General features: G+C 74.0%; 1 pseudogene. It reads right to left on the bottom strand.

Annotated elements, in window-relative coordinates:
• Positions 1-650, bottom strand: a pseudogene (locus A5701_RS09735) (ATPase); the annotation flags it as partial.

The following is a 650-nucleotide window of genomic DNA, read 5'->3' as shown; positions in this document are numbered from 1 at the left end:
GGCCGGGCCGGACACCAGCACGCCCAGGTTGGCGCCGGCGCCCAGGGTCTTGAGCAGGTGCGGCTCGTCGAGCGCGAGCTTGAGCCATTCGATGAGCTTGGCGGCCTGCGGCTGTGAGCCCTTGAGTTCCTCGAGGACCGTTTCGGGGCTGGCCACGTCGACCAGCTCGGTGGACACGGCCGGGCCGCCGGCCGGCACGCCCTCGCCCCAGGTGACCAGCGAGTTGGGCTGCACGCTGACCGGGCCGAGCGGGTCCACGCCGGTGACGGTCAGCAGCTCCGAGGTCCAACTGATGCCCACCGAGGCCGCCAGCGCGCGGGTGGCGGCCGCCGTCGAGAAGCCCGGGCCCAGATCGCGGGGCAGGAGCGACACGGCGTCGCCGACGGTCAGCACCTTGCCGAGCAGGGCCTGTCGCAGGGTCACCGGCGAAATGGACTGGCTGGCCAGCGACGAGCCGGACAGCGTCACCGACCGGGCGCCGTAGACGGTGACCGCGCCGACGATCACGGCGGTGCCCTCACGCAGCCCGGCGTTGGACAGCGTCACGTCGTCGAGCAGCGCGGTGCCGACCGGGGTGTCCGGCCCGGCCGGGGTGGGCAAGGTGACGCTGGTGCGCGCGGTGTGCGACGGCCGCAGGCTGGTCAAGCTGG

It is taken from the genome of Mycobacterium sp. E3305 (genome assembly GCF_001666785.1).
GTDB lineage: Bacteria > Actinomycetota > Actinomycetes > Mycobacteriales > Mycobacteriaceae > Mycobacterium.
This window is presented reverse-complemented; position numbering and strand designations above follow the sequence as displayed.